The sequence below is a fragment of the Arthrobacter sp. ZGTC131 genome, from assembly GCF_002929275.1.
In the GTDB taxonomy this organism is placed as follows: Bacteria; Actinomycetota; Actinomycetes; order Actinomycetales; family Micrococcaceae; genus Arthrobacter.
Genome location: NZ_PJIK01000001.1, coordinates 130,601 through 154,265, shown reverse-complemented (window position 1 = coordinate 154,265; position 23,665 = coordinate 130,601). Strand labels below are relative to the sequence as shown.

Sequence of the window (23,665 nt, the reverse complement as noted above, 5' to 3'; positions counted from 1 at the left end):
CCGGAGCCGTTCCGGCTGGGGCAGAATGGATGCATGCCCCGCTCGAACCGCCCCCGCCGTGCAAAGACGGGGCGTGCGGCCCCTGGCAACGCTGCGGGCGGAGGAAAGCACGGTTCGGGCCCGCCCCCGGAGCTTGACCTGGAGCGCGCCCGGGCCGGGATTGCGCGCCGCGAGAGCGCTCCGGATGGCGTCTGGATGGTTCGCACCATGACGGCGCGCAAGGCGGAGAAGGCCTACATCTGCCCCGGCTGTTCCACCGCCGTGCTGCCGGGAGTCGCCCACCTTGTGGTGTGGGCCGACGACCACCTCTTCGGCGCGGCCGCCGGCCTCTCCGAGCGCAGGCACTGGCACACGAACTGCTGGACGTCGCGCAACTTCCGCTACCGCTGATCGAGGGTAGGCGGCCAGCCGGCGCAACCTGGCCCAGCCGACGCGGCAGATAAGCTGATAGGCATGACTTTTGACCCGACGTCGTACGTTTTCAGCCAGCCGTCCGAAACGACTGCCATCCGCGCGTCCACGGTGCTGCCGGCCCGTCGCGAAAACATCGAAATCCGCACGGAGGACGGCCGCACCCTGGTGGGCGAGCTCGCTCTGCCGGAGTCGGGGCCGGTCGCGGCCACGCTGATAACGCTGCACCCGCTGCCCACGCACGGCGGCTTCATGGACTCCCACGTCTACCGCAAGGCCTCCTACCGGCTGCCGGCACTGGCCCGCGTGGCCGTGCTCAGGTTCAACACGAGGGGAACGTCGTCGCCCAGGGGAACCAGCGACGGCGAGTTTGAAGAGGGCATCGGGGAGCGGTATGACGTTGAGGCCGCGGTTCGGTTCGCCGTCCAGCGGGGGCTGCCCAACCGCTGGCTCGTTGGCTGGTCGTTCGGGACTGAGCTGGCCCTCATGTACGGTGCCGAGGAGCCGGTGGCGTCGCAGGTGGAAGGTGCTGTGCTGCTGTCACCGCCCCTGCACCGTGCCACCGACACCCACCTCCAGCAGTGGGCGGCCGCGGGCAAGCCGCTCACAGTGCTGGTGCCGGAACATGACGACTACCTCCGCCCCGCCGAGGCGGCCAAGCGCTTCAGTGTGGTCCCGCAGGCTCGCGTCGTGGGGGTCGACGGTGCCAAGCACCTTTGGGTGGGGGAGAAGCAGGCTGCGAGGGTACTGAACGAAATCGTGGACGACGTCACGAGCGCGGGTTCGGGTGCCGCCGGGCTGCCGCAGGAGTGGGCAGGACCGGTGGCCACGGCCAGCGCCTGAGCAGCGTCCGGCCCCCGCCGCAGGCCGCCTAAGCCGTGCTTCGTGTGCGCCGCTCCGGGCGGCCTTCCCGCTAGTGCTTGTCCTGGCGGACGATATAGATTTCCTTCACGAGGAGCAGGATGGCGGCCGCGGTGGGGATGGCGATCAGCGCCCCCAGAACTCCGAGGAGGCTGCCGCCGGCGATCACCGAGATCACGGCCACGGCACCGGGGACGGCCACGGCCTTTTGCATGATGCGGGGCGAGATGAAGTAGGCCTCGAACTGGAGGTACGCGAAGTAGCAAATGGCGTAGGCGACCGCCTGCTGCCACCCCAGGGTCAGGGTTATCAGGATGACCACCACTCCGGCGATCAGGCCGCCGACCAGGGGAATGAACGCCAGCAGCGCCACCACGAAGGTGAGAAGCACCGCAAAGGGCACGCCGATGATGGACATCACGATGAAGGCGAAGGTGGCGTTCAGCAGGGCAACAACAGCCTGGCCGATCACATAGTTGCCCACCGACCGGGTGATTGCCTCGGACAGTGCCTCCACCCGGGGCCGCCTGGACCGCGGGGCAAGCCGGTATCCCCACTTTTTCATGGCAGGCAGGGCGGCGAGGAAGTACAGGCTGAGCACCAGCACAATCAGGGTCCCGAAGAGGCCGTTCGCGACGGTGGAGCCGAAGCCCACCACGCCGCCGAAGATTCCGCCCATCGCCTCAGGGTTCTTGACGAACTTGTCCAGTTCCTCAGTGATGCGGTCGCGAACGCCGAACTGGCTGTCGAGCGTCCGGAAGAACTCCGAGTTGATGAAGTCGCGGACCCAGATCGGCGCCTGCTGGACGAGCTCCGTCACCTGCTCGACGATCGTGGGAATCAGGGTGGCAAAAAAGCCCACCACCGCAATGATCAGCACCGATACGGACAACAGGATGCCGGCGGGTCTGGGGAACTTGCGGGTTTCGAGCCACCCCACCACAGGGTCAAGGCCCAGGGCAATGAATAGTGCCGCCACGATCCACAGGAGAAGCTGGGTGGTGTTGGAGCCGATCCAGTAGACCAGGAGGGCGAGGCCGACGCCTACGGTGCCCATGAAGCCGACGTACACGGGATGCTGCGCAGAAAGGCGGGGTCCGGGGGCGCCGAAGCGGGTGGTGTCGCCGGCAGCGGCACCGGGCTCGAGGTTGTCCAGTTGTTCCGGCGGCATCTCAAAGCGGAGCCGGGGCTGTGCCCCCGGGATGGGCTGGCGAAGCCTCCTCAGCACGGCAACGAGCGCTGCGGGGCGGGCGCGCGCTGCGGGCACCTTGGCTGGCGGCGCCGACGGAGTCTCGGGAGAGCCGGCGTCGGGCAGGTTTTCCGGGCCGTGCGTGGACGGATCCGTCTGTTCAGTCACTGCTTTTCGATGCCTTTTCCGTCCATGGCGCCGCGGCTGCGGGCCGGATGTGATGATCATCGCAAACACTATCAGCCGCCTTGTCAATAGACGGATGGAAGCCGGTTAAGGGAGTGGCTGGAGGCGTCGTTCGGGACCCGAACTGACCGATTGGTAACAAAACGGTTACTATTGAAGGCAAACCCCCGCTGATGATAGGTATACCTTTGCGTTTCAAGACTGCAGTTGCACTTGTGCTGCTCGGCCTCCTGACACTGCTGGCCGGAATCGGGCAGAAGACGATCTGGGCTCCGGCCGAGACCGTCACGGCCACGGCTCCCGCTGATTCGAAAGCCGCGCCGCTAACCGTTATTGACCACAAACTGCGCACCCTCGAGGGGGGCACAGTCACCATCAAGGTCAAGGGCGAGGGCAGTTTCCTGCTCGCCGCCGGCCGCCCGGATGACGTCACCGCGTGGGTGGGCAAGACCGCCCACAACACCGTGACCGGACTCTCGGAAGACAAGAAGGCGCTGCAGGTGGAACGCGCCGACGGTGAAGCCAAAGCGCCGAGTCCGGCAGGGTCGGATCTCTGGGTCTCTTCGGAAACCGCCAGCGGCGAGCTGGACTACACGTGGTCCGCGCCGGCGGACGGCGACTGGTCGCTGCTGCTGGCCAGCGACGGCACCAAGCCTGCGCCGTCGTCGATTTCCATGACGTTCCCCAATGACACGTCCACGCCGTGGGCTGTGCCGCTCATGATCATCGGCGGGCTCCTGATGCTTGCAGGCGCTGCGCTGCTCGTCCTGAAGCCCAAGGGAAGGACGCCCGGGCAGGGCGGTTCCGCCGGCGGCCTGGGAAACCAGTTCGCCAAGCGGGCCCGCGCCAAGGCCACCGCGCGGGCTTCAGCCAAGGCCGGCACCGGGTCAGGCACGCGGCTCAGCATGCTGGTCGCGCTGTCCACGGCCGCTGTTCTCGCCGGTACAAGCGTGGCGGCCCAGGCCAGCCAGACGCCGGAGCCGGCCGCCACGGGCGCTTCCTCCGGTGCGGCTCCTTCCGGGTCCGCTTCAGCACCCGCCGCCGGTGAGTCGCCGGTTCTCCTGGACGCTCAGTTCCGCCGCATCCTGGAGCAGGTAGCGAGCGCCGCCGATGCCGGCGACGCCGCGAAGGACGCGAAGAAACTGGCAGCCCGCGTTGCCGGAACGGAGCTCGAGGTCCGGACGCAGAATTACAAGATCCGCTCGCGGGTGGCCTCCTATGATGCACGCATGCCCGTGCGCTCCACGAAGCTCCTGACCACCGTCGTGACGGGCAAGCGCGCCTGGCCACGGTCCGTCCTGGCCGTCACCCAGGGCGAGGGCAACGTCGTGCCGCAGCTTCTCACCCTCGTGCAGAGCTCCCCGCGCGAGAACTACAAGCTCGTTGGCACCACGCCGCTGCAGCCGGGCACCACCTTCCCGTCGATCGAACGCAGCGGCACCCAGACCCTCGCCGAGGATGACAAGTCCGGGCTGCTGTACAGCGGTGAGGAAGCGCTCGCCGGGCTGGCGGACCGCCTGACCAAGGCCAACTCGACGTTCAAGGACAAGCTCGTCGAAGGGGAGTCCTCGCCGTACATCGCGGACACCCTGTCGTACCAGGCTGATGTGGTGAAGGAAGGCGTGAACGGCAAGTTCTCCTTTAGCCACAAGGTGGTACCCGGAAGCACCGTGGTCTTCCGGACGGCAGACGGCGGCGCACTGGTACTTGGCCGCCTCACGTTCAACTTCGACGGCACGCCGAAATCCGAGGGCGACAAACTCTCCATCGGAAGCGACGCGGCTGTCCTTGCCGGCGGCAAGGAAACCACCAGCGGAATGGTGCTGGACTTTGCGGAGTCCATGGCCGTCTACGTGCCGCCCGCCGGCTCGAAGGACCCGATGAAGCTCGTGGCTGCCACCCGGGGACTCGTCGGAGCCAAATTCAAGTAAGTACGGCGCCAAGTAGGAGGCCCCGGCCCGGGACCAGTTCATGACCCGGGCCGGGGCCTCCTGCGTCCGCCGTGCTTCCCGGACGCAGGAGTGGCTAGAGTGGACGCTATGAGTTCGCCAGCATCCCGTCCTGTCCCTCCAGCCGCCGCCAGCCAGCTCAACCTCCGCGGCGCCGTCGATCTTTCCTCGCTTAAGCAGCGGCCTGCGCCGCCGGCGGCTGCGGCCGGAAACGGCCCCGTAAATGGTGCGGCTGGCACTCCGGCAGCCGGGCAGCCAGGCGCCGAGGGTCCCGCGCTCCGGGTGGAGGTCACGGAAGGAAACTTCCAGGACCTCGTGGAGTTGTCGGCACAGGTGCCGGTCGTGTTCGCCCTTTGGGCGGCGTATTCGCCCGAATCCGCCGGCGTGCTGGACGCGCTGGAGCGGATCGTCCAGAGCTATGCCGGGCGGCTGGTCCTGGGCACGGCCGACATCGACGCCTTCCCCCAGCTGGCCCAGGCCTTCCAGGTCCAGGCCGTGCCCACGGCGATGGCCGTGCTCAAGGGCCAGCCCGTGCCCCTGTTCCAGGGCGGAGCGGACGAACAGCAGATCCGCGCCCTGCTTGACGAACTGCTCAAGGTTGCCGCCGCCAACGGCGTGTCCGGCAACGTGGGAGGCGGGACGCCGGGCGAGCCCGCCCCCGCTCCCTTGCCGCCGCTGCACCAGAAGGCGTTCGATGCCATTGAGGCCGGGGATTTTGCCGCTGCCGCCGCGGCCTACCGGCAGGCGCTCACGGAGATGCCGGCAGACGCCGAGGCGAAGGCCGGACTGGCCCAGGTGGAGCTCATGGATCGCCTGCAGAAGCTGTCCGGACCTGACGGCGATGCCCTCCGCCAGCTTGCTGCGGACGAACCTGACAACCTCGCGGCCCAGCTCGGTGTCGCAGACCTGGACATTGCCGGCGGCCATGTGGAAGATGCCCTGAACCGGGTGGTCGGCTTCATCGGCAGGAACTTCGGTCCCGAGCGCGAGTCCGCCCGGATCAGGTTGCTGGAGCTCTTCGACGTCGTCGGCGCAACCGACGAACGCGTCGCGAAGGCCCGCCAGGCGCTGGCACGGGTGCTGTTTTAGTGGCAACGCCCGCACTGTTCAAGCCACTGTCCCTGCGGTCACTGGAAGTGCAGCACCGCGGCTGGGTCTCGCCCATGTGCCAGTACAGCTGCGACCCCGTAGCGGCGCCCGGAGTGCCGCACGACTGGCACCTGATGCACCTGGGCTCGTTCGCCGCCGGGGGAGCCGCCCTCATCCTGACGGAAGCCGCTGCCGTCAACGCTGCCGGGCGGATCAGCCCGCGGGATGCTGGCCTCTACAACGACGAGCAGGCGGCGGGCTGGGAACGCATCGTCAGCTTCGTGCACCGACACGGCGTGGCGGACACCAAGATCGGTGCCCAGCTCGCCCATGCAGGGCGCAAGGCCTCCACCTACTGGCCGTTTTCCGGTGAGAAGGGTTCCGTACCCGTTTCCGACGGCGGCTGGGGCACCGTGGGGCCGGGCACCGCCGCCTTTGACGGCTTTGCCCCGCCGGCGGCCATGACCGACGAGGACATCCGGGCCGTCATCGCGGACTTTACCGCCTCCGCCGTCCGGGCCGTCGATGCAGGCTTCGACACGATTGAAGTGCACGGGGCCCACGGCTACCTCCTCCACCAGTTCCAAAGCCCGCTCGTGAACGACCGCACGGATACCTGGGGCGGGGATGCGGCGGGCCGGAACAGGCTGACGCTGGCCGTTGTCGACGCCATCCGGAATGTGATCCCCGATTCCATGCCGCTGCTGCTGAGGATCTCCGCCACTGACTGGGCCGAGGGAGGAATCGGCATCGAGGACTCGGTGCACCTGGCGTCGCAGGCCGCCGAACACGGCGTAGACCTCATCGACGTTTCGAGCGGCGGAGCCGTGGCGCACCAGCGGATCCAGCCGGGGCCGGGGTACCAAACGGGATTTGCCGCCCGCATCCGGCGCGAAACCGGAATCGCCACGGGTACTGTCGGGCTGCTGACATCGCCCGGCCAGGCAGAGCATGTGGTTGCCACCGGCCAGGCCGACGGCGTTTTCATCGCCCGCGCAGCCCTCCGGGACCCGCACTGGTGGCTCCGTGCGGCCTTCGAACTGGGCCATGACATGCGGTGGGCTCCCCAGTACGAACGGGCAGTTCCGCGCCACGCGTTCTGAACGCTGGCTGCCGGGCGTCGGCTGCTGAGCGTCGGCTGCCGAGCGTCGGCTGCTGAGCGTCGGCGGTCATCCCGCTTCTACTCCTTCCGGAGGATCCACATTGGAGGGTGCGCGGCTTAGGGTAAGTTCATGACCCTTCCCGTTACAGCCCTGTCGATCAGGGGCCTTGCCAAGCGCTTCGGCAGCAAGATCGCCGTGGACGGAATCAGCCTGGAGGTTCCGGCGGGTTCGTTCTTCGGAATCGTCGGACCCAACGGTGCCGGAAAAACCACCACGCTGTCCATGGCCACGGGCCTCCTCCGGCCGGATTTCGGCACAGCGGTGGTGCACGGCGTGGACGTCTGGGCCCAACCGCTGGAGGCCAAGAAGCTGATGGGCATTCTGCCCGACGGCGTGCGCCTCTTCGACAGGCTGAGCGGTGAACAACTTGTCACCTATGCCGGGCTGCTCCGCGGCATGGACAAGGAGGTTGTGGCGTCCAGGGTGGGGGAACTGCTGGCCGCGCTTGACCTGAGCCAGGACGCCGGCACGCTTGTGGTGGACTATTCCGCCGGCATGACGAAAAAGATCGCGCTCGCATCGGCGCTCATCCACGCCCCGAAAGTCCTGGTCCTGGACGAGCCCTTCGAATCCGTGGATCCCGTCTCCGCCGCCAACATCCGGGACATCCTGGACAGGTACGTGGCCACCGGCGGCACGGTCATCGTGTCGAGCCATGTCATGGACCTGGTGCAGCGGATGTGCGATCACGTGGCGGTGGTTGCGGCCGGGCGGCTCCTTGCTGCCGGGACGGTGGACCAGGTCCGTGCCGGCGCGAGCCTGGAGGAGCGCTTCGTCGAGCTGGTGGGCGGCCGAAGCCAGACAGAGGGGCTGGAATGGTTGCGCACCTTCTAAGGCTCAAGCTGACGCTGCTGAGGAACGGCCTGCGCCGGAGTCCCTGGCAGCTGGTGGGCCTGGCGATCGGCGGACTCTATGCGCTGGGGATCGTGGGCCTGTGTGTCACGGCGTTGCTCCTGCTCCGGCAGGAGGATGCCGGCCTGGCCCAGACCGTGGTGGTGCTGAGCGGTTCGGCCGCCCTGCTCGGCTGGGGCATTGTGCCGGTGGTAGCCTCCGCAGCGGACATGACGCTGGACCCGGCCCGGTTCACCACGGCGGCTGTCCCCATGTCGCAGCTTCTGGCCGGGCTGACCCTGGGCGGCCTCATCGGCATTCCGGGGCTCGCCACCGTCATTGTGGCGCTGGCAACTGTAGGCACCTGGTCACGCGGCATCGTCCCCGCCGTGGGCGCCCTGGTGGGGGCCGTCCTGGGGGTGCTGAGCTGCGTCGTGCTGTCCAAGGTGGTCACCACCGCCACGGCGAGCCTGGCGGCCTCCCGGCGATTCAAGGATGTCAGCGGAACGGCGTTCATGGTGCCGCTGGTCCTGCTTGGCCCGATTCTGGCGGGAATTTTCCAGGGAGTGTCCGGTTCGGGCGCCTTTCTGGCCGACCTCGCCCGGAGCCTGTCCTGGACGCCCTTGGGTGCGGCGTGGTCGCTAGGCGGCGACCTCGAAGCGGGGTATGCGGGCCACGCGGTGCTCAAGCTGCTCATTGCCGCTGCCACGCTTGCAGGCCTCGCCTGGTGCTGGAAGCTACTGCTGGAGCGGGCCCTCGTGACTCCGCCCTACGCGGGAAGCAGCCGCAGGAAGGGCGGGCGCATGGGTCTGTTCTCGCTGTTGCCGGCCACCCCGGTAGGCGCCGTCACGGCCCGCTCGCTAACGTACTGGTTCCGCGATCCCCGGTATTCCGGATCGCTCGTCGTCATACCGCTGCTGCCGGTGGTGCTCGCGTTCCAGGGCAGCCAGACGAATGACTTCGGCATCCTACTGATCGTCGGACCGTTGACCGCCTTCCTGCTGGCGTGGTCCATTTCGTCCGATGTGTCCTACGACAACACGGCATTTGCGCTGCACCTTGCTGCCGGAGTGCGCGGAGTCCACGACCGGCTCGGGCGGGCATTGGCCTGCCTGGCCTTCGCGTTGCCCGCCGTGCTGATCCTGGCGACCGTGCCGTTCTTCATCACCGGGGGCTGGGAAAAGCTGCCCGGCATCCTTGGGCTGTCTGTGGGAGTCCTGCTCACCGGGCTTGGATTGGCGTCCGTGGTTTCCGCCCGCTACACCGTGGCCGTTCCGCTACCCGGTGACAGCCCGTTCAAGAAACCCCCCGGCAACGTGGCTCAGACCCTGGCCGTACAGTTCGGCGGAATGGGAGTCCTCCTGGTGCTCATCCTCCCCGAGGCAGCCCTTTTGATCGCCCAGCTCCTGACCGGGGAACAAGTCTTTGGCTGGATCAACCTCGCGCTGGGACCGCTGCTCGGAACGGCGCTGTTCATTGTCGGAGTGAGGGTCGGCGGGCGCTGGCTGGATGCCCGCGGACCCGAGCTGCTGGCACAGCTGACCGTGAACCGGTAAGAGTCCTGCCAAGGCGGCGCGGACCGTGGTTGACTAGGCACACAAGGGCAGGGCAGGGACTAGGAAAGGGCCGTGGACCATGGAGGTCGTCATCCTTCCGGGCATCCGCCAGATCGCCTCCGTGGCGGCGGATGCGGTGGAAAGCCTCTTGCGGCGCAAGCCCGATGCCGTCCTGGGACTGGCCACGGGCTCGTCACCCCTTCCCGTCTACGACGAACTGGCCCGGCGCCACGAACAGGCCGGCCTGGATTTCAGCAGGGCGCACGGATTCACCCTGGACGAGTACGTAGGGCTGGAGCCCGGCCATCCGGAGTCCTACCGTGAGGTCATCCGCCGCGACTTCACGGACCGCGTCAACTTTGCCCCGGGAAACGTCCTGGGGCCCGACGGCAATGCCGCGGACATTCCGGCCGCCTGCCGGGCGTACGAGGATGCCATCCGGGCGCGCGGCGGTGTGGACCTGCAGTTTCTGGGCCTTGGCACGGACGGGCACATCGGCTTCAACGAGCCGGGGTCCTCCCTTGCGTCGCGCACGCGCATCAAGTCGCTCATTGAACAGACACGCCGGGACAACGCACGTTTTTTCCGCAGCCTCGATGAGGTACCCCATCATGTGGTGACACAGGGGCTGGGCACCATCCTGGACTCGCGCCATGCGGTCCTCATAGCCACCGGCGCCCAAAAGGCGCAGGCTGTCCATGATCTCGTGGAGGGGCCCCTGGCCGCGATCTGCCCGGCATCGGTCCTTCAGCTTCATCCTCACGCAAGCATCCTCGTGGACGAAGCCGCGGCGTCGTCGCTGAAACTCGCGGACTACTACCGCCATACGCACGACCACAAGCCGGCCTGGCAGGGCCTGTAGCGCCCAGGGCCGCGGCCGTGGCGCCGGGCAGTCCGGCCCGTCCCGGCGTCCGGTGCCCGCTGTCCGGAACAGCTAAGATGGATGGCATGACTAGCATGACGGATCCTCTCGACAACGACCCCATGCGTGAGCTTTCCGGAGCCGGATCGTCCACCGCAACCATTGAGCGCGAGGAACTCCGCCAGGAAGTGGAGCCCGGGGACCGCGAGCGCTTTTCACACTACGTCCGCAAGGAAAAGATCATGGAGTCCGCGCTCACCGGCGAGCCGGTCATCGCACTGTGCGGCAAGGTCTGGACGCCGGGACGGGATCCCCAGAAGTTCCCCGTGTGCCCCGAGTGCAAAGAGGTCTATGACGGCCTGCGGCCCGGCAATGACGGCGGCAAGGGGTCCGGCGGGGACTCAGGCAACAACAAGTAGTGACGGAGACACTCTTCGGCGGACCCACCCTGCCTCCGGCTTATCCGGAACGCGCAGCCTGGGGAACCGCCCCAAAGCTGCGCGCCTGGCAGCAGGAGGCCCTGGACCGTTACTTCAGCACCGGGCCGCGCGACTTCATGGCCGTGGCGACGCCCGGCGCCGGCAAGACCACCTTTGCGCTGCGGGTGGCATCCATGCTCATCGAGGCCGGCACGGTCAACCGCGTGACGATCGTCGCGCCCACTGACCACCTCAAGCGGCAATGGGCCGACGCCGCGGCGCGGGTGGGCATCGCCATTGATCCGAACTTCAAGAACTCCGACGGCCAGCACGGTCGCGGGTTCATCGGGGTCGCCGTGACGTACGCGCAGGTGGCCAGCAAGCCGATGCTGCACCGGGCCAAGACCGAAGCCGCCCGCACGCTGGTGATTCTCGACGAAATCCACCACGGCGGCGAAGCGTTGTCGTGGGGCGACGGACTCCGCGAGGCGTTCGATCCTGCAGCCCGGCGGCTGTCCCTGACGGGTACGCCCTTTCGCTCGGACACCTCGCCCATCCCGTTCGTGGAGTACGCGGAGGACAGGGACGGCATCAGGCGTTCCAAGGCGGACTACACCTACGGCTACGGCAGCGCGCTGCGCGACCACGTGGTGCGTCCCGTCATGTTCATGGCGTATTCGGGGCAGATGCGCTGGCGCACCAGCGGCGGCGAGGAGATGGCGGCTTCGCTCGGCGAATCGGCAGTCACCAAGGACATCACGTCCCAGGCGTGGCGGACGGCCCTGAACCCCACGGGCGAATGGATTCCGGCAGTGCTGGCCGGCGCGGACAAGCGCCTTAGTGAAGTCCGGCGCTCCGTCCCGGACGCCGGTGGCCTCGTGATCGCCACGGACCACGACGACGCCAGGGCGTACGCGGGGCAGTTGAAGAGGATCACCGGTGAATCACCCACGGTGATCCTTTCCGATGACGCCAAGGCCTCAAGCAAGATCGAGGAATTCACCGCAAGCGACAAACGCTGGATGGTGGCCGTCCGCATGGTGTCCGAAGGCGTGGACGTTCCACGGCTGTCCGTCGGTGTGTACGCGACGTCGACGTCCACGCCGCTGTTCTTCGCCCAGGCCGTGGGCCGCTTTGTGCGTGCCCGGAAGCGGGGCGAGACCGCCTCGGTATTCCTGCCCTCGGTTCCCCAGCTGATGGCGCTGGCCAATTCCATGGAAGCCGAGCGCGACCATGCCTTGGACCGGCCGGAGAAGGAGGACGGCGACGGCCTCTTCAATCCGGAAGACTCGCTGATGGACGAAGCCAACCGCGAGGACAAGGCCTCGGACAGCCTGACCAAGGGCAAGTTTGAGGCCTTGGATTCCCAGGCGTCGTTCGACCGCGTGCTGTTCGACGGCGGCGAGTTCGGCACCGGCGGTGACATCGGTTCCGAGGACGAACTCGACTTCCTCGGCATTCCAGGCCTGCTGGATGCGGAGCAGGTGGGCACCCTGCTGCGCCAGCGCCAGCACGAGCAGCAGAGCCGCAAGAAACGCCAGGCACCGGCGGCTGCGCCTGCGGCCCCGGCAGTTCCGGACCACCGGATGCTGATGGAACTGCGCAACGAGCTGGCCAAGAACGTGGCCGCGTGGTCGGCGCGGACGGGGACGCCGCACGGCGTGGTGCACACGAAACTGAGGACGGTCTGCGGCGGTCCGCCGGTGGCGCAGGCGAACGAGGAGCAGCTGCAGTCCCGGCTGAAGAAGCTCCAGGACTGGTTCGTCGGGCGGAAGTAGGCCGGGCAGCGGCTACTCGAGGTCGACGCCGCCCAGTTCCATTTCGGCGTACGTGTCATCAAGGTCTTCGGCTATTCCGGCCGTTAGGCGCTTGATCACGGTGACGGAGTAGCCGGCCTGCACCGCGTCCAGGGAGGTTGCCATGACGCAGTGGTCCGTGGCCAGTCCCACCACCACGACGTCCTCCACATCGTGGCTCTGGAGCCAGTCGTCCAGCCCGATGGAGTCCTCCTCGGGAGCGTAGTCCGGGTCTGCGGCCACGGGCAGGGCACCGGGCTTCCGGTCCCCGGTGGGGACGGCATCCTCGGGCGCCAGCAGTCCTTCAAAGCCGGAGTAGGCGGCCGTGTGGAGGCCCTTGTGGAAGTAGGCCTGGATGTGTTCGGTGTCGAGGTCCGGATGCAGCTCGGCGCCCTGCGACCCTGCGATGCAGTGCGGCGGCCAGCTGTCCTTAAAGTCCGGGCTCTCGGAGAAGTGTGCGCCGGGATCGATGTGCCAGTCCTGGGTGGCCACAATGTGGTCAAACTGCCCGTGGTGCGCCTCGACGAACTCGCTGATTGCGCCCGCCACCGCCGCACCGCCCTCGACCGGCAGCGCGCCGCCTTCGCAGAAGTCGTTCTGGACGTCGACAATGATCAGTGCACGTGACATCAGTTCTCCTCGTAGATGGTGGGGATGGCCGGCTCACCGCGCTGCAGGCGGTGGACGACCGCCGGCAACTCGGCCATTGAATCGGCGTGGCGCTGGCGGGCGCGGAGCACGCCTTCGTGGCCTGTCCAGCCCGGCAGCAGCTCTCCGTTCTTGATGAATTGCTGAAGCAGGGGGCGGTCATCGCCGTCGTCCATGGGACGGTGGCCGACCCCGACGATTTCGTGCGTCGCCGTGCCGTGCTCGTTGAGCCTGCGGAGGGCGTATTTCCGCCCGCCCTTGCTGGTCTTGTTCTTGGCCGCCTTGGCTACGGGCACGAATTCCCCGGTGTCGTCAGTGCGGCTCACCAGCTTGTAGACCATGCTCGCGGTGGGGGCCCCCGAGCCCGTCACGAGGGAGGTGCCCACGCCGTACGCGTCTACGGGGGCGGACTGCAGCGCCGCAATGGCGAACTCGTCCAGATCCGACGTCACCATGATCCGGGTGTTCTCGTTGCCCAGTTCGTCCAGCAGGCGCCGCACCCACTGGGCCTGCTCCACCAGGTCGCCCGAGTCCAGCCGGACGGCACCCAACTTGTCTCCGGCGATGTCCACGGCCGTACGGACGGCCGTTTCGACGTCGTACGTGTCCACGAGCAGCGAGGTGGCGGCGCCCAGGGAGGCGACCTGCGCCTCAAAGGCGTCGCGTTCGGTGTCGTGGAGGAGCGTGAAGGAGTGGGCTGCGGTGCCCACGGTCTTGATCCCGTAACGGAGGCCGGCTTCGAGGTTGGAGGTGCTGGCGAACCCTGCGATGACGGCGGCGCGGGCGGCGGCCGTTGCCGATTCTTCCTGGGTCCGCCGGGAGCCCATCTCGATGCAGGGCCGGTTGCCGGCCGCGGTGATCATCCGGGAAGCCGCGGAGGCGATGGCGCTGTCGTGATTGAGCACGGACAGCACGTAGGTCTCCAGGATGCATGCCTCGGCGAATGTCGACTCGACGATCAGGATGGGGGAGTTGGGAAAGTAGGCCTCTCCCTCGGCGTAGCCCCAGATGTCTCCGGTGAAGCGGAAGTCGGCCAGGTAGTCCAGCGTCTCCTTGTTGACCACGCCGGTGCGCCCCAGGAACTCGAGCTCGGCGTCGCCGAACCGGAACGCCGCAATGCCGTCCAGGAGCCGGCCGGTGCCGCCCACGATGCCGTAACGGCGGCCGTCCGGGAGCCTGCGCGCGAAGGCCTCGAACACGGACTTCCGGTGCGCGGCGCCGGAATGGAGCGCTGCCTGCAGCATGGTCAGCTCGTAGTGGTCGGTGAACAGGGACGTGCGTGGCTGTTCCCAGCCGGCGGAGGTACTCACAAAATCACTCTAGTGCGCATCCCCATAGAATGGACAGATGACCCTTAGCGTTGCGCTCGGCCCTGACACCCAGGAGAGCACCCAAACCGGAACAGCGGTGTCCACCGACGCCCTGACCGCCCCGGACATCCCTTGGAACCTCGTGATCTGGAATGATCCGGTCAATCTCATGAGCTATGTCAGCTACGTTTTCCAGAGCTATTTCGGCTATTCGGAGACCAAAGCCAACAAGCTCATGATGGAGGTCCACAAGAAGGGCCGGTCCATTGTTGCCCACGGCAGCAAGGAACAGGTGGAACAGCACGCCGTCGCGATGCACGGCTACGGCCTGTGGGCAACGGTCGAGAAGGCCGCCGGCGGAAACAGCGGAGGCGGCAAGAACGGCGGCCCGGGCAAGGGCAAGGGAAAACGTGGCTAAGGCTTTCAAATACGGACTCAAGGGCATCACCGGATTCCTGGAACCGGCCGAGCGGGAATTGCTGCGCAGCCTCTTCGACGACGTCGTTTCGATGCTGCAGCCCGAAGAGAGCAGCAGCCAGGATCCGCTGGCCGCGCTGATCGGACTCGACATGGACGTCCGCGAGCCCTCGGACCGCGCCCTCCGGCGGCTGCTTCCCAACGTCATGAAGGACGACGGCGCCGCGTCCCTTGAGTTCCGCCAGCTCACCGAACGCTCCCTGCGCGAGACGAAGATCGGCGCGCTCCGCGCCGCCGCGCTAGATCTGGACAAGGACGAACTGGTCCTGGCTGCGGCGGACGCCAAGCACTGGTCCATGGCGCTCAACGACGTCCGACTGGTGCTCGCCGAACGGCTGGACATCCAGGACGAGGCGGATGCCGACCACGTCCACCAAATGCAGGACTGGTCGCAGGCGGAGGACGTGGAAAGCTACCTCGCCCTCGTCTACAACTTCACCACCTGGCTGCAGGAATCCCTGGTCCAGGCCATGCTGCAGTCGATGGAGCCGCGGCCCTGATCCGTGAGTCCGCAGAGCCGGTGATGTGACAAATTAGACATGAGGCGGACGCCACAATGTGATGGCCGCACCCACACGGAAGACCTATCCTCGAATAATCATGACTTCAGCATCGAGCATGGATCCGGCAGCAGACGCTGCAGCGGAGTCCGCAACGGCCGTTGGCATCAACCTGGGATCTCGGCCGATCGGGGTCTTTGACTCCGGCGTGGGCGGGCTCACGGTGGCACGGTCCATCATCGATCAGTTGCCCAACGAGTCCATTCTCTACGTGGGCGACACCGCGCACGGGCCGTACGGCCCACTCCCCATCGCAGAGGTGCGTGCCAACGCCCTTGGCGTCATGGACGAACTCGTGGATTCCGGCGTCAAGCTCCTCACGATCGCCTGCAACTCGGCGTCGGCGGCGGTGCTCCGCGATGCCCGCGAACGCTACACCGCCCGTTACGGGATTCCGGTGATCGAAGTGATCCAGCCCGCCGTCCGCCGTGCGGTGGCCGCGACCCGCACCGGCCGCGTGGGCGTGATCGGCACGTCCGCCACTGTCGGTTCGCGGGCGTACGAAGACACCTTCGCGGCGGCCCCGGACCTGGAAATCACCTCAGCGGCCTGCCCCGCCTTCGTCAGCTACGTGGAAGCGGGCATCACCACGGGCCCGGAGCTGCTCGCGGTTGCGGGGGAGTACCTTGAACCGCTCAAGGCCGCGGGCGTGGACACCGTGGTTCTGGGCTGCACGCACTACCCGCTCCTGACGGGCGTGATCTCCTATGTCATGGGCGAAAATGTCACCCTGGTGTCCAGCGCCGAGGAAACCGCCAAGGACGTGTACCGCGCGCTGGCCAGCCGGGGCCTGGAGCGGACCGCCGCCGCGCCGCCGGAACACAACTTCATTGCGACCGGCGACGCCGGCCAGTTCGAAGCCCTGGCCCGCAGGTTCCTCGGACCCGAGGTTCTCAGCGTCCGACACGTCGACCACGTCGCGGCTCAGTACCCGACCGGCAGTCTCGCCCGCATCACGCCGGAAATGATTGCCGCCGCGCAGGGCACCGCCGCTCGGCCCCGCATCTCGAACTTTGTGGGCGAGGCCATGGCGAGCGGCCACGCTCCCGGGGGTTCCGCCCTGTGAAGCTCACAATCGTCGGCTGCACCGGGTCCTTCCCCGGTCCCGGTTCCCCGGCGTCCTGCTACCTGCTGACGGCGAACGACGGCGAACGCACCTGGAAGGTGGTCATGGACCTGGGCAGCGGTGCCCTGGGCGCCATCCAGCGCTACACGGACCTCGAGGACATCGACGCCATTTTCCTCACGCATCTGCATCCGGACCACTGCATGGACCTGTGCGGACTGCACGTGGCGGTGCGCTGGAAGCCGGGCGGGTGGGACCGCGGACGGATCCCGGTGTGGGGTCCAGCGGCCACGGCCGACAGGATGGCCACCGCGTACGGCCTCGAGCTGGACCCCGGGATGCACGAGGAATTCGACTTCACCAACTGGGCCGAGCGCCAGTCCGTCTCCGTGGGACCTTTCACCGTGACGCCGTTCGCGGTGAACCACCCCGTGGAAGAGGCCTATGCGCTGCGCGTGGAAGTGACCGAGCCCGACGCGTCCGGAGCAGCCGTGACACGCGTCCTGACCTACTCCGGTGACACCGATTCGTGCCGGGGACTCGAGGAGGCGGCCAAGGACGCCGACCTCTTCCTGTGCGAGGCGGCCTTCGAGGAAGGCCGTGACGACGGCATCAAGGACGTCCACCTGACCGGCAAGCGGGCAGGGGAAGCCGCCACGGTGGCCGGCGCCCGCCGCCTCCTCCTCACCCACATTCCGGTATGGACGTCCCCGACAACCGTCATGGCCGAGGCGCGCCCGGTCTTCGCCGGTGATGTCGCCGTCGCCGTGGCCGGCGTGCACTACACCGTGTGAGGGCCGGCTTCTGCCGGGGGCTGTCCGCCGACGGAAGCCTGCAGCCGATAAATCGCTAAGCTAAAGGCATGACTTCCGAAGCAACCACAACTCCCGTCATCCGTGCCGACGGCCGCACCCCGGACCAGCTCCGCCCCATCAGCATCACCCGCGGCTGGTCCAAGCAGGCGGAAGGGTCCGCCCTGATCGAGTTCGGCAACACCCGGGTGCTGTGCACGGCTTCCCTCACCGAGGGCGTGCCCCGCTGGCTCAAGGGCGAAGGCCGCGGCTGGGTCACCGCCGAGTACGCCATGCTGCCGCGGGCCACCAACACGCGCTCCGACCGCGAGTCGGTCAAGGGCAAGATCGGCGGCCGCACCCACGAGATCTCCCGGCTGATCGGCCGCTCGCTGCGCTCCATCATCGACACGAAGGCGCTCGGGGAATACACCATCGTGCTGGACTGCGATGTCCTGCAGGCCGACGGCGGCACCCGGACTGCGGCGATCACCGGCGCCTATGTGGCGCTCGCCGAAGCCATCCGCTTCGCCAGGGAAAACAAGATGATCGCCCGGAACGCCCAGCCGCTGGTCGATACCATCGCCGCCGTGTCCGTGGGCATCATCGACGGCATCCCCATGCTGGACCTTCCCTACATCGAGGACGTCCGCGCCGAGACGGACATGAACGTCGTGGTGACCGGATCAGGCAAGTTCGTGGAGGTGCAGGGAACCGCGGAGGGCGCTCCCTTTGACCGCGACGAGCTCAACAAGCTGCTGGACCTGGCGCTGCTCGGGACGGAGCAGCTCGCCGCGATCCAGCGCGAGACGCTGGCCGAAGCGCCGTGAGCGGGACCGGCTCCGGGAACGGGAGCAGCGCCGTGAGTGAGACCAACTCCCTTACCGGAGGCGCCGACGCGCCGGCTCCGCGGCTGGTGCTCGCGACGCACAACAAGGGGAAGCTGCGGGAACTGCGTGAGCTGCTGCGCGGGCAGGTTCCCGGGCTCGACGTCGACACGCAGGTGGTGGACGCGTCCGCCGTCGGAGGTCCCGACGTCGCCGAGACAGGGGTGACCTTTGCTGAGAACTCGCTGCTGAAGGCGCGGGCCGTGGCCGAGGCGACCGGTCTGGTGGCGATAGCCGACGACTCCGGGCTTTCCGTTGACGTGCTCGGCGGCGCGCCGGGCATCTTTTCTGCCCGCTGGTCTGGGCGGCACGGGGACGATGCCGCCAACCTCCGGCTGCTGCTGGCGCAGCTCGCCGACGTACCCGATCCGCACCGCGGCGCCGCCTTCGTGTGCGCAGCGGCGCTGGCGGTTCCGGCGTCCGCCTCTGAGGACGGGGTGCGCGAGGTGGTGGAATACGGCCAGCTCGCCGGAACGCTGCTGCGGGAGCCGCGCGGGGAAGGCGGCTTCGGCTATGACCCCGTGCTCCAGCCCCTCGGCCTGGACCGGAGTTGCGCCGAGCTGAGCCCGGATGAGAAGAATGCCATCAGCCACCGCGGCCAGGCCTTCCGCGCCTTGCTGCCGGCCATCGTGGAAGCCCTCCGCAGGCACTGACGGAAGCAGCCGGCAGCAAGTGCAACAAAGGCACCCCCACGGCCGTGGGGGTGCCTTTGTCCTGGTCGGGGGACCGGTGATCAGTTGTCCAGGTTGGTCTTGCGCTCGGCCTCGGGCTCGTGCTCCTCAATGAACTCCTCCACCGGATCGGTGCCGAAGACGGCCGCCTGGCGCTTGGCGGAGATGCCGCGCAGGACCTCGACGCCGATCGGAATGACCGACAGCAGGACAATCACGATGAAGATGATGTCCAGGTTCTCCCGGACCCACGGAATCCTGTCACCGAGCAGGTAGCCGAGGAGTGTCACGCCGCCGCCCCACAGGAGTGCGCCGATCACGTTGAAGAGGAAAAACTTCCGCCTGTCCATCTGGGCCACGCCCACAATGACCGGAACGAACGTCCTGATGATGGGAACGAAGCGGGCCAGAATCAGCGCCTTGCCGCCGTGCTTCTCGAAGAAGTTGTGGGCGCTTTCCACGTTCTCGTGCTTGAACAGCCTGGAGTCCGGCTTGTTGAAGATCGCCGGGCCTGCCTTGGACCCGATGAGGTATCCGGTCTGGTTGCCGATGATGGCGGACACGATGATGAGCGCCGCGAATAGCCAGATGTTGAACTTGATGGTGTCCGTGGCCACGAGCAGGCCTGCCGTGAACAGCAGGGAATCGCCGGGGAGGAAGAAGCCGACCAGCAGGCCGGTTTCGGCGAAAATGATCCCGCACACCAGCAGCACCACCCAGGGCGCCAGGGCGGGGTCGGCGAGGAAGACCTGGGGGTTAAGCCAGTCGGGCAGGAAGGACGCCAGATGCGGCTGGACCGGTCCGGCTCCTCCCAGTGCGGGCACGGCAAAGTCGCTCATTGCATTAAAGTTCACGTTTCAAGGGTACTTGACCGTCCTCGGCGTTCCGCGGCGCTACAGTTGTCCCCGTGAGTTTGGACTTTACGGCGATCGACTTCGAGACCGCCAACGGCTTCCGCGGTTCGCCGTGCGCTGTTGGCCTCACCAAGGTCCGCGGCGGTGTCATCGTCGAGGAGGCTTCCTGGCTGATGCGGCCGCCGAAGAACCACGATGCCTTCGACTACCACAACGTCCGGGTCCACGGGATCCGTCCGGCGGATGTGGCGGGCCGGCCCCGCTTCGGGGAACTGTTCCCGGAGATCGGAGCGTTCATCGGCGGTGACATCCTGGCCGCCCACAATGCCGCCTTCGATCTTGGCGTCATCCGCTCCGGCCTGGAGGTCTCTGGCCTGCCCGGGCCCGCCTACGACTATGTCTGCACGGTGATGCTGTCCCGGCGCTGCTATTCGCTGGTTTCGAATTCCCTGCCCTTCGCCGCCGAAGAGGCAGGCGTGCCGCTGGTCAACCATCACGACGCCGCCGAGGACGCCCGGGCCTGCGCAGGGATCCTGATCGACATCGCGGCGAGGAACCAGGCCAACAGCATCGCGGAACTGTACTTCTCCCTCGGCCTTGCGCTACCGCAGCAGCCCGCCTTTCACCCGGAGCGTGACAACCTCTCAAAGCCGACGCTCTCGGCACTGGCAGCCCTGGGCGGCACGTCGGCCACGCGCCCCTTCCTCAGCGGCTGGCCGGAGGAAGGGGACAACCCGCAGCCGAATCCGGAGGCCGAGCCCGGCAACCCGCTCTTTGGCCAGACGGTCGTGTTCACCGGCCAGCTGGCCATGCCGCGGCCGGAAGCCAAGGTGCGTTCCGCGGAGATGGGGGCGCGTCCGGAAAGCCGGGTCACCGCCCGGACCAGCGTCCTGGTGGTGGGTGACGGCTTCGTCGCGAACGATCTGCGGTCCGGGCGGCTGACGGGTAAGGCCAGGCGCGTGCTGGAGCTGCATGACCGCGGGCAGCCGATCGAGGTCATCTCCGAGGGCGAGTTCCTGCAGATGGTGGGCGGGGTTCCCGTTCACATGGCGCAATAAAGCTTTCCCGCGCCTCCCTGCGCTCCTAGCCTTGCACCATGAGCAGACAGAGCACCCCGCGTACGTCCGGAACCGCCGCGCCGACGGGGGTCAACTGGCGGGCCCTGTTTGCCTTCCCCAATCCAGTGAATGAATACGCGGCCAGGATCACGGCAGGGCTGGTGGTGGTGCTCGCTGTGGCCACACTGCTGACCGGCTTCGGCTGGGGCCTGGCAATCATCGCCGCCGGGTTCTGGCTCCGGGTGCTGTTCGGCCCCAGGATATCGCCGCTGGCGCTCCTGTCGGTCAAGGTTCTCGCCCCGCGGCTGGGACGCGCCAAGCTGGTTCCCGGTCCGCCCAAGCGGTTTGCCCAGGGGATCGGCGCCGCGGTGTCCACCGGGGCAGCTGTGCTGTTCGCGGCGGGCCTCGCCCCGGCGGCGTGGGCTCTGCTGGCCGTGCTCATTGTCGCCGCGTCCCTGGAGGCGTTCGCGGGATTCTGTCTCGGCTGCGTGATTTTCGGCTTCCTGCAGCGCCGGGGGATGATCCCGGACGACGTGTGCGAAGCCTGCAACAACGTGTCCCTCAGGCAGTTGTAACGGACACCAGCTGACTGGCCATGCCGCGGATCACGTCGGGCGCTTCCAACGCTCCGAGCCAGTCAGCCGGCAGGCACTCCTCGCCGTAGTACGCGCCCAGAATGTTGCCAGCGATGGACCCGGTGGAATCGCTGTCCCCGCTGTGGTTGATTGCCAGGGCGATCGCGGCCTTGAAGTGCTCCTCGGGATCTGCCGCCTGTTGCGGGGCGGAAGTCCCGGCCGGGGAGGCGCCTGGCGCCGTCGCGAGGACAGCGTAAAGCCCGACGGCGAGGGCTTCTTCCGCCACCCAGCCCTCTCCCAGCTCGCTGACGAGGTCCTCCGGGCTGAGTACCGGCCTCGTCGCGGCGTCGGCGCCGCCGTGGCCTGCGAGGCGGACGGCGGCGGCCAGGCGCTCGCGGAGTTCCGGCGCCGCTTCGGCGTCGGACTCAACGTGCTGGACGGCGGCCTGTGCGGCCTCCGCCAGGCTGTGGCCCTGGATCAGCGAATGGATCAGCAGGCTGAAGACGCCCGCGCTCTGCCGTGCGGACGGATGACCGTGCGTGAGCGACGCCGCGTCCGCGCTCAACTTGTACACCGACTCGGCCGGGATGTGCGGAATGAGCCCGAACGGAGCCGAGCGCATCACGGTTCCGCAGCCCTTCGATTCCGGATTGACAGGGCGGTACACCGTGCCCATCTCGCCGGTTGCGAGCCCGCTCAGGCACGCGTTGCCGGGCGCCCGGCGGTGACGGAGCACCGGCTGCTCGTCGATCCAGCGCGGTTGCGGCCTGGGAGCCTGCTCCGGGGCAGGCACGCCCTGGGTGTCGAGCCAGCGCAGGTACGCCAGCCACAGGCAGGCGTTTGCGTCCGCGCCCACGCCCGAGTTCGCCCACTCCAGCGCTTCGACGAGCCCGTCCACTGTGTAGAGCGTCATCTGCGTGTCGTCGGAGAAGTGGCTTCCGCCGTCGAGCGCTTCAAAGTCCCGGAGCCCGGCCTCGCCGAAGCGGCCGCGGATGGCGGTGATCGAATCGAACTCGATGGCGTAGCCGAGGGAGTCGCCCAGGGCGCCTCCCAGCAGGCAGCCATGGATGCGGGACTCCGGGGACGGCGGCGCGGGGGGGCCGGGAACGTTGCTCATGCCACCAAATTTACCCGCCGGCAGGGCCGGGCAGCGCAGCGGCTCGTTCCCAGGGGAACGGCACGCTCCGGCGGCGGGCATCTGCACGGCCGGCGGGAGACTAAGCTCGAATTCAGCAACCGTCCAGAATCTGCTGCCAGAATGCAGAGGCTGACCCCCGCAGGTGCCGGTGTCACCGGCTCACCGAAACAAAGGATTTCCTGAACATGACCACCCCTGTGCCCGTACCCCCGACCGCCGACGCCGAGCACCCCTCCGGTGACGACGGATTCCGGCCCGGACTGGTTGCCAGGCTGGGGGCCGAAGCGTTCGGAACCTTGTTCCTGGTGATCGCAGGGCTGGGCGTGCCGCTCTTCACCCTTCCGCAGTCCAACCCGCTGCCGGCCGCCCTTGCCGGTGGCCTGGCCGTGACGGCTGCCATGCTCGCGTTCGCCTACATCTCCGGCGGGCACTTCAACCCGGCCATCACCCTGGGCCATCTCGTGGCAGGAAAAATCCGGATCGCCCATGCCGGCGCCTACATCGGCGCGCAGATCGTGGGCGCCGCCGCCGGTGCGCTGACGCTGTTCGGCATCCTCCGCACCGTGCCCAACATTCCGGACACCCGCGCGGCCTTCGATACCGTGACTGCCGGATTCGGCGAACACTCGGTCATTCAGACGCCGATGGCGGGCGTCCTGCTGGCCGAAGTCCTCGGCGCAGCCCTCCTGGTCGCCGTGTTCCTGGGCACCACCTCACGCCGCAACGTCCATGCGGCAGCGGCCCCGTTCGCCGTCGGCCTGGCCTTTGCCGTGTTGCTGCAGTTCGGACAGGCCATCGGAAACGCGCCGTTTAACCCCGCCCGGGCCACGGCGTCGGCGCTGTTCAGCAACGGCTGGTCGCTCGAGCAGCTCTGGCTCTTCTGGGTGGCCCCGCTGGTGGGTGCGGCCATCGCGGGCCTTGCTTTCCGGGGTTTCTCCGACAGCAGCGCCGCTGCGGGTGCCGCTCCGCGTCCGGCCGGCGAAGACCGGGACCGTGCAGATGCTCTTGAGTCCGATGACGACCGGCACGGCGGGTCGGACGACGACGGCGCGGTGAACGACGGCGCGGTGAACGACGGCGGTTTGAACGACCGCAGCGCGGACACCGACGGTGCGCCCGCCGCCGACGCGGAAGCCCGCGACTTCTTCGACGGCCCGCGCACCAAGTAGGCCCACACCGAGGAGCTCGCACAGCAGTCGGCAGCGGGCAACAGGCAGTACCGGGCGTCAGCCCGGTCACAAAGCAGGCGGCGCAACCACCCGCATGACGGCCGGCACCGACACCCGCCCCAGCGTGTCTCCGGACGCGCCGGGCGGGG

General features: G+C 67.9%; 24 protein-coding genes. 19 read left to right on the top strand and 5 right to left on the bottom strand.

Annotated elements, in window-relative coordinates; genetic code table 11:
- Positions 1-33 precede the first annotated feature (33 nt).
- Together CXQ90_RS00700 and CXQ90_RS00695 are read left to right on the top strand one after the other, a co-directional pair.
- Positions 34-390, top strand: coding sequence for an ATP/GTP-binding protein (locus CXQ90_RS00700; protein WP_104136207.1), 357 nt, complete (start codon positions 34-36; stop codon positions 388-390).
- Positions 391-453: 63 nt separating this feature from the next.
- Complete coding sequence (locus CXQ90_RS00695) at positions 454-1,254, top strand: alpha/beta hydrolase (protein WP_104136206.1); 801 nt, start codon at positions 454-456, stop codon at positions 1,252-1,254.
- Positions 1,255-1,324: 70 nt separating this feature from the next.
- Here the strand turns inward: CXQ90_RS00695 and CXQ90_RS00690 are convergent, their stop codons facing one another.
- On the bottom strand, positions 1,325-2,629 hold the full coding sequence (locus tag CXQ90_RS00690) for an AI-2E family transporter (RefSeq protein ID WP_258064242.1): 1,305 nt from the start codon (positions 2,627-2,629) through the stop codon (positions 1,325-1,327).
- 191 nt (positions 2,630-2,820) lie between these two features.
- Here CXQ90_RS00690 and CXQ90_RS00685 point away from each other — a divergent pair, with 191 nt between their 5' ends.
- The 8 genes from CXQ90_RS00685 (at position 2,821) to CXQ90_RS00650 (ending at position 12,294) form a co-directional block, all read left to right on the top strand.
- A complete protein-coding gene (locus tag CXQ90_RS00685; protein WP_104136203.1) occupies positions 2,821-4,578 on the top strand; it encodes a hypothetical protein in 1,758 nt (585 codons plus the stop codon).
- A 108-nt stretch (positions 4,579-4,686) separates the two neighbouring features.
- Positions 4,687-5,685, top strand: a complete 999-nt coding sequence (locus CXQ90_RS00680) for a tetratricopeptide repeat protein (protein ID WP_104136201.1) — start codon at positions 4,687-4,689, stop codon at positions 5,683-5,685.
- Complete coding sequence (locus tag CXQ90_RS00675; protein ID WP_104136200.1) at positions 5,685-6,788, top strand: NADH:flavin oxidoreductase/NADH oxidase; 1,104 nt, start codon at positions 5,685-5,687, stop codon at positions 6,786-6,788. The genes CXQ90_RS00680 and CXQ90_RS00675 overlap by 1 nt, the downstream gene beginning before the upstream one ends.
- Positions 6,789-6,917: 129 nt before the next feature.
- Positions 6,918-7,682: an ABC transporter ATP-binding protein gene (locus tag CXQ90_RS00670; protein ID WP_104136198.1), complete on the top strand. Its 765-nt coding sequence runs from the start codon at positions 6,918-6,920 to the stop codon at positions 7,680-7,682.
- A complete protein-coding gene (locus tag CXQ90_RS00665) occupies positions 7,664-9,235 on the top strand; it encodes a transporter (protein ID WP_104136197.1) in 1,572 nt (523 codons plus the stop codon). Before CXQ90_RS00670 ends, CXQ90_RS00665 begins: the two co-directional genes overlap by 19 nt.
- A 79-nt stretch (positions 9,236-9,314) precedes the next feature.
- Complete coding sequence (nagB, locus tag CXQ90_RS00660; RefSeq protein WP_104136195.1) at positions 9,315-10,097, top strand: glucosamine-6-phosphate deaminase; 783 nt, start codon at positions 9,315-9,317, stop codon at positions 10,095-10,097.
- A gap of 77 nt (positions 10,098-10,174) precedes the next feature.
- Positions 10,175-10,516 carry a DUF3039 domain-containing protein gene (locus CXQ90_RS00655; RefSeq protein WP_104136194.1) on the top strand — a complete coding sequence of 114 codons (342 nt, stop codon included), beginning with the start codon at positions 10,175-10,177 and terminating at the stop codon, positions 10,514-10,516.
- The gene (locus CXQ90_RS00650; RefSeq protein WP_104136192.1) at positions 10,516-12,294 is read left to right on the top strand and encodes a DEAD/DEAH box helicase; all 1,779 of its coding nucleotides are present in this window, start codon (positions 10,516-10,518) and stop codon (positions 12,292-12,294) included. The genes CXQ90_RS00655 and CXQ90_RS00650 overlap by 1 nt, the downstream gene beginning before the upstream one ends.
- A 12-nt stretch (positions 12,295-12,306) precedes the next feature.
- Here CXQ90_RS00650 and CXQ90_RS00645 read toward each other — a convergent pair whose 3' ends face one another.
- Positions 12,307-12,942 (bottom strand): isochorismatase family protein, encoded by a 636-nt coding sequence (locus CXQ90_RS00645; protein WP_104136191.1) that lies wholly within the window; start codon positions 12,940-12,942, stop codon positions 12,307-12,309.
- Positions 12,942-14,270, bottom strand: coding sequence for a nicotinate phosphoribosyltransferase (locus CXQ90_RS00640; RefSeq protein ID WP_104136189.1), 1,329 nt, complete (start codon positions 14,268-14,270; stop codon positions 12,942-12,944). The genes CXQ90_RS00645 and CXQ90_RS00640 overlap by 1 nt, the downstream gene beginning before the upstream one ends.
- Positions 14,271-14,307: 37 nt before the next feature.
- On the opposite strand from CXQ90_RS00640, the gene clpS reads away from it, so the two are divergent.
- The 6 genes from clpS (at position 14,308) to rdgB (ending at position 18,704) form a co-directional block, all read left to right on the top strand.
- Complete coding sequence (gene clpS / locus CXQ90_RS00635; protein WP_104136187.1) at positions 14,308-14,688, top strand: ATP-dependent Clp protease adapter ClpS; 381 nt, start codon at positions 14,308-14,310, stop codon at positions 14,686-14,688.
- Positions 14,681-15,247 carry a DUF2017 domain-containing protein gene (locus CXQ90_RS00630; RefSeq protein ID WP_104136185.1) on the top strand — a complete coding sequence of 189 codons (567 nt, stop codon included), beginning with the start codon at positions 14,681-14,683 and terminating at the stop codon, positions 15,245-15,247. Before clpS ends, CXQ90_RS00630 begins: the two co-directional genes overlap by 8 nt.
- A gap of 118 nt (positions 15,248-15,365) precedes the next feature.
- A complete protein-coding gene (gene murI / locus CXQ90_RS00625) occupies positions 15,366-16,373 on the top strand; it encodes a glutamate racemase (protein WP_104136183.1) in 1,008 nt (335 codons plus the stop codon).
- Positions 16,370-17,167 (top strand): MBL fold metallo-hydrolase, encoded by a 798-nt coding sequence (locus CXQ90_RS00620; protein WP_104136182.1) that lies wholly within the window; start codon positions 16,370-16,372, stop codon positions 17,165-17,167. Before murI ends, CXQ90_RS00620 begins: the two co-directional genes overlap by 4 nt.
- 68 nt (positions 17,168-17,235) lie before the next feature.
- A complete protein-coding gene (rph, locus tag CXQ90_RS00615) occupies positions 17,236-17,994 on the top strand; it encodes a ribonuclease PH (RefSeq protein ID WP_104136180.1) in 759 nt (252 codons plus the stop codon).
- 32 nt (positions 17,995-18,026) lie between these two features.
- Positions 18,027-18,704, top strand: a complete 678-nt coding sequence (gene rdgB, locus CXQ90_RS00610; RefSeq protein ID WP_104136842.1) for an RdgB/HAM1 family non-canonical purine NTP pyrophosphatase — start codon at positions 18,027-18,029, stop codon at positions 18,702-18,704.
- An 80-nt stretch (positions 18,705-18,784) separates the two neighbouring features.
- On the opposite strand, the gene CXQ90_RS00605 is transcribed toward rdgB, so the two are convergent.
- On the bottom strand, positions 18,785-19,561 hold the full coding sequence (locus CXQ90_RS00605; RefSeq protein ID WP_104136179.1) for a DedA family protein: 777 nt from the start codon (positions 19,559-19,561) through the stop codon (positions 18,785-18,787).
- Positions 19,562-19,629: 68 nt separating this feature from the next.
- Here CXQ90_RS00605 and CXQ90_RS00600 point away from each other — a divergent pair, with 68 nt between their 5' ends.
- Positions 19,630-20,634, top strand: coding sequence for an exonuclease domain-containing protein (locus CXQ90_RS00600; protein ID WP_104136177.1), 1,005 nt, complete (start codon positions 19,630-19,632; stop codon positions 20,632-20,634).
- 38 nt (positions 20,635-20,672) lie between these two features.
- Entirely contained in the window at positions 20,673-21,209 is a 537-nt protein-coding gene (locus CXQ90_RS00595) for a DUF4395 domain-containing protein (protein WP_104136175.1), read from the top strand.
- Here CXQ90_RS00595 and CXQ90_RS00590 read toward each other — a convergent pair.
- Positions 21,196-22,326 carry an ADP-ribosylglycohydrolase family protein gene (locus CXQ90_RS00590; protein WP_104136174.1) on the bottom strand — a complete coding sequence of 377 codons (1,131 nt, stop codon included), beginning with the start codon at positions 22,324-22,326 and terminating at the stop codon, positions 21,196-21,198. The genes CXQ90_RS00595 and CXQ90_RS00590 overlap by 14 nt on opposite strands.
- A gap of 206 nt (positions 22,327-22,532) precedes the next feature.
- Here CXQ90_RS00590 and CXQ90_RS00585 point away from each other — a divergent pair, with 206 nt between their 5' ends.
- Positions 22,533-23,516: an MIP/aquaporin family protein gene (locus CXQ90_RS00585; protein ID WP_104136172.1), complete on the top strand. Its 984-nt coding sequence runs from the start codon at positions 22,533-22,535 to the stop codon at positions 23,514-23,516.
- Positions 23,517-23,665 lie beyond the last annotated feature (149 nt).